We start from the raw sequence: 4,830 nt of genomic DNA, 5'->3' as shown, positions 1-4,830 counted from the left end.
TTTTTTTTTAGCCACTATGCTTTTTCGCCGCCGGGGTTTTCCGCCCGCCCGTGGGCGCCGCCGGCGCCCCTCCGACCACCCCCACGAAGCAGAAGAACAAAGGGACTGAGCACCATGACTGACGCACTGAAGCGCCTCAGCGACGAAGGCGTTGCGATCTGGCTGGACGACCTCAGCCGCAAGCGGCTGAACTCCGGCAACCTGGCCGAACTGGTGCAGAACAAGCACGTGGTGGGCGTCACCACCAACCCGACCATCTTCCAGAAGGCCATCGCCGGCTCCGGCGACGACTCGTACGACGGCCAGCTGCGCGACCTCGCCGTCCGCAAGGTCACCACCGACGAGGCGATCCGCATGATCACCACCTCGGACGTGCGCGACGCGGCCGACGTGCTGCGCCCGGTCTACGACGCCTCCAACGGCCGCGACGGCCGGGTCTCCATCGAGGTCGACCCGCGCCTGGCGCACGAGACCGCCCCCACCGTGGCCGAGGCCAAGCAGCTGTGGTGGCTGGTCGACCGCCCGAACGTCTTCATCAAGATCCCCGCCACCAAGGCCGGCCTGCCGGCGATCGCCGAGGTCATCGGCAAGGGCATCAGCGTCAACGTCACGCTGATCTTCTCGCTGGAGCGCTACAAGGCCGTCATCGACGCCTACCTGACCGGCCTGGAGGCCGCCAAGGCCAAGGGCCTGGACCTCTCCCAGATCGAGTCGGTCGCCTCCTTCTTCGTCTCCCGCGTGGACACCGAGATCGACAAGCGCCTGGACAAGATCGGCGGCGAGGCCAAGGACCTGCGCTCCAAGGCCGCCCTGGCCAACGCCCGCCTCGCCTACCAGGCGTACGAGGAGGTCTTCGGCAGCGTCGACGGCAAGACCGCCGCCAGCGCCCGCTGGAGCTCCCTGGAGGCCGCCGGCGCCAAGCCGCAGCGCCCGCTGTGGGCCTCCACCGGCGTCAAGGACCCGGCCCTGCCGGACACCCTGTACGTCACCGAGCTGGTCGCCCCGGGCACCGTCAACACCATGCCCGAGGCCACCCTGGACGCCACCGCCGACCACGGTGTGGTCACCGGGAACACCATCGTCCCGAACTACGCGGACGCCAAGGCCGTGCTGGACGCGATCGCCGCCGCGGGCGTGGACTACGACGACGTCGTCCAGCTGCTGGAGGACGAGGGCGTCGAGAAGTTCGAGCAGTCCTGGAAGGAGCTGCTCGACACCGTCACCGCCTCGCTCGCCTCCTTCGCCGACGAGAAGTGACCCCCGCTCACAGCCAGCGCACGAAAGCGGAGCCCATCAAGTGAGCACTGATTTCCCGGAGTTGACACCGGTATCGGACGCGGATGACCTCCCGTCCGCCCCCGTCAACCCGCTTCGCGACCCCTCCGACCGACGGCTCCCGCGCATCGCGGGGCCGTCCGGCCTGGTCATCTTCGGGGTCACCGGCGACCTGTCCCGCAAGAAGCTGATGCCGGCCATCTACGACCTGGCCAACCGCGGTCTGCTTCCGCCGGGCTTCTCCCTCGTCGGCTTCGCCCGCCGCGAGTGGGACGACGAGGACTTCGCCAAGGAGGTCCACGACGCCGTCCGGGACCACGCCCGCACCCCGTTCCGGGAGGAGGTCTGGCAGCAGCTCGCCAAGGGCATGCGCTTCATCCACGGGACGTTCGACGACGACGACGCCTTCGACAAGCTGCGCGAGACCATCGAGGAGCTGGACAAGGCCCAGGGCACCGGCGGCAACTTCGCCTTCTACCTGTCCGTCCCGCCGAAGTTCTTCCCCACGGTCGTCCAGCAGCTCAAGAAGCACGGTCTGGCCGACCCTCCGCAGGGTTCCTGGCGCCGCGCCGTCATCGAGAAGCCCTTCGGCCACGACCTGGAGAGCGCCCAGGAGCTCAACAAGGTCGTCCACGAGGTCTTCCCCCGGGACGAGGTCTTCCGGATCGACCACTACCTGGGCAAGGAGACGGTCCAGAACATCCTGGCGCTGCGCTTCGCCAACCAGATGTTCGAGCCGATCTGGAACCGGTCGTACGTCGACCACGTGCAGATCACCATGGCCGAGGACATCGGCATCGGCGGCCGGGCCGGCTACTACGACGGCATCGGCTCCGCCCGTGACGTCATCCAGAACCACCTGCTCCAGCTGATGGCGCTCACCGCCATCGAGGAGCCGGCCTCCTTCCACCCGAAGGCGCTGGTGGCCGAGAAGCTCAAGGTGCTCAGCGCCGTCAAGCTCCCGGCCGACCTCGGTCGGCACACCGTGCGCGGCCAGTACGCGGCCGGCTGGCAGGGCGGCGAGGAGGTGGCCGGCTACCTGGACGAGGAGGGGATCGACCCCGACTCCAAGACCGACACCTACGCGGCCATCAAGCTGGAGATCAACAACCGCCGCTGGGCGGGCGTGCCGTTCTACCTGCGCACCGGCAAGCGCCTGGGCCGCCGGGTCACCGAGATCGCGGTCGTCTTCCAGCGCGCCCCGTACCTGCCCTTCGACTCCTACGCGACCGAGGAGCTGGGGCAGAACGCCCTGGTCATCCGGGTCCAGCCGGACGAGGGCGTGACGGTGCGGTTCGGCTCCAAGGTGCCGGGCACCTCCTTCGAGGTCCGGGACGTCACGATGGACTTCGCCTACGGCGAGTCCTTCACCGAGTCCAGCCCGGAGGCGTACGAGCGGCTCATCCTCGACGTGCTGCTCGGCGACGCCAACCTGTTCCCGCGCCACCAGGAGGTCGAGCTCTCCTGGCAGATCCTCGACCCGATCGAGGAGTACTGGGACACCCACGGCAAGCCCGCCCAGTACGCGGCGGGGACCTGGGGCCCCGTCGAAGCGGACGAGATGCTCGCACGAGACGGCAGGAGCTGGCGCCGGCCATGAAGATCGACCTCACCAACACGACGTCCAGCAAGATCAACGCCGCGCTGATGGAGGCGCGCCGGGCCCGCGGTTCCGGTGCCGCCGGCATGGTGCTCACCCTGGTGATCGTGACCGACGAGGGCAGCGCCTACGACGCCCTCAAGGCCGCCAACGACGCCTCCCGCGAGCACCCGATGCGCACCCTCGCGGTGATCAAGCGCGCCGGGCGCTCGCCCCGGGCCCGCGCCGAGACCCGGCTGGACGCCGAGATCCTGGTCGGCTCCGACGCCGGCTCCGGCGAAACGGTTGTCCTGCGGATGCACGGCGAACTCGCCGCGCACGCCCAGTCGGTGGTCCTGCCGCTGCTGCTGCCGGACGCCCCGACCGTCGTCTGGTGGCCGGACAACGCCCCGCAGCACCCGGCCCAGGACCCGCTGGGCTCGCTCGCCCAGCGCCGGATCACCGACGCCGTCACCGCCGAGTCCCCGGTCGGCCAGCTCGCCCAGCGCTCGCAGGCCTACACCCCGGGCGACACCGACCTGGCCTGGACCCGGATCACCGGCTGGCGCTCGATGCTGGCCGCCGCGCTGGACCAGCGGCCGTCCAGCATCGTCTCCGCGGTGGTCGAGGGCGAGTCCTACAACCCCAGCGTCGAGCTGCTCGGCCTCTGGCTGACCAACCGGCTCCAGGTGCCCGTCGAGCGGGTCGTCACCAACGGCCCCGGCATCACCGCGGTGCACCTGCGCACCAAGGACGGCGACATCACCCTGGACCGCCCGGACGGCCTGCTGGCCACCCTGTCGATGCCCGGTTCGCCGGACCGCCAGGTGGCGCTCAAGCGGCGCGAGACCTCGGAGCTGATCGCCGAGGAGCTGCGCCGCCTGGACCCGGACGACATCTACTCGACGGCCGTGCGCACGCCCGTCGACCAGCTGCTCGAACCGGCGAACGCCGAGACCGCGGCGGCCGAGAGGGTCGCCCGGGAGGTCGCCGAGGAGGCCGTCGAGGAAGCCGCCGAGGCGGCCGTGGCCAACCCGGAGCGGGTGACCGCCGGCGCGGCGGACCGCAAGCCCGCCCGCAAGGCCTCCGGCAAGCGCACCACCAAGGACGGCGCATGACCAACGCGACCCCGCAGCTGGTCGTCCACCGGGACAAGGAGCTGATGGCCCAGGCGGCCGCGGCCCGGCTGATCACCCGGATCGTGGACGCCCAGGCCGCCCGCGGCAGCGCGTCGGTGGTGCTCACCGGCGGCCGCAACGGCAACGCCCTGCTGGCCGCGATCGCCGCCTCCCCGGCGCGCGACGCGGTCGACTGGGGCCGGCTGGACCTGTGGTGGGGCGACGAGCGCTTCGTGCCCGCCGCCGATCCGGACCGCAACGCCGTCCAGGCCCGGGCCGAACTGCTGGACGCCGTCCCGCTCGACCCGGCGCGGGTGCACGAGATGCCCGCCTCGGACGGGGAGGACGGATCGGACGTGGAGGCCGCCGCGGCCCGCTACGCGGCGGAGCTGGCGAAGGCCGCCGAGCCGGGCGACCGGCTCGGCGTCCCGGCCTTCGACGTGCTGCTGCTCGGCGTCGGCCCGGACACCCACGTCGCCTCGCTCTTCCCCGAGCACCCGGGCGTGCGGGAGACCGAGCTGACCGTGGTCGGCGTGCGCGGGGCCCCCAAGCCCCCGCCGACCCGGGTCTCGCTCACCCTCCCGGCGATCCGCTCGGCCCGCGAGGTCTGGCTGCTGGCGGCCGGCGAGGACAAGGCGGGCGCGGTCGCGCTGGCCCTGTCCGGCCCCGGCGAGCTCCAGGCGCCCGCCTCCGGCGCGTACGGCCGCGGCCGCACCCTGTGGCTGCTGGACCGCGCCGCCGCGGAGCGGATTCCGCCGCAGCTCTACCCGCCGGCCTCGGCGTAGGTCCCGTCCGGCCGGGCAGGGCCTACCGGGCCGGCCGGACGCCGAAGGGGGCCCCCGGCACGGCCGTGGGGCC

General features: G+C 72.0%; 4 protein-coding genes. All 4 read left to right on the top strand.

The window, feature by feature from the left end; all coding sequences use genetic code 11:
* Window positions 1–114 precede the first annotated feature (114 nt).
* The 4 genes from tal (at window position 115) to pgl (ending at window position 4,757) form a co-directional block, all read left to right on the top strand.
* Complete coding sequence (gene tal, locus ACFRAR_RS24825) at window positions 115–1,257, top strand: transaldolase (RefSeq protein WP_380700380.1); 1,143 nt, start codon at window positions 115–117, stop codon at window positions 1,255–1,257.
* Window positions 1,258–1,318: 61 nt separating this feature from the next.
* Complete coding sequence (gene zwf, locus ACFRAR_RS24820) at window positions 1,319–2,875, top strand: glucose-6-phosphate dehydrogenase (RefSeq protein WP_380700404.1); 1,557 nt, start codon at window positions 1,319–1,321, stop codon at window positions 2,873–2,875.
* Window positions 2,872–3,972: a glucose-6-phosphate dehydrogenase assembly protein OpcA gene (gene opcA / locus ACFRAR_RS24815; RefSeq protein WP_380700379.1), complete on the top strand. Its 1,101-nt coding sequence runs from the start codon at window positions 2,872–2,874 to the stop codon at window positions 3,970–3,972. The genes zwf and opcA overlap by 4 nt, the downstream gene beginning before the upstream one ends.
* Complete coding sequence (gene pgl / locus ACFRAR_RS24810; RefSeq protein ID WP_380700378.1) at window positions 3,969–4,757, top strand: 6-phosphogluconolactonase; 789 nt, start codon at window positions 3,969–3,971, stop codon at window positions 4,755–4,757. Before opcA ends, pgl begins: the two co-directional genes overlap by 4 nt.
* The last annotated feature ends 73 nt before the right edge of the window (window positions 4,758–4,830 follow it).

It is taken from the genome of Kitasatospora sp. NPDC056651 (assembly GCF_042792155.1).
Lineage (GTDB): Bacteria > Actinomycetota > Actinomycetes > Streptomycetales > Streptomycetaceae > Kitasatospora.
The sequence above is the reverse complement of the archived record's forward strand: the minus strand, read 5'-3'. Positions and strand labels throughout refer to the sequence as shown.

What these genes read in the sequence shown, in the direction of transcription:
- tal (WP_380700380.1), top strand. Translation starts at nt 115, where the DNA reads ATGACTGACGCACTGAAGCGCCTCAGCGACGAAGGCGTTGCGATCTGG.
- opcA (WP_380700379.1), top strand. Translation starts at nt 2,872, where the DNA reads ATGAAGATCGACCTCACCAACACGACGTCCAGCAAGATCAACGCCGCG.
- pgl (WP_380700378.1), top strand. Translation starts at nt 3,969, where the DNA reads ATGACCAACGCGACCCCGCAGCTGGTCGTCCACCGGGACAAGGAGCTG.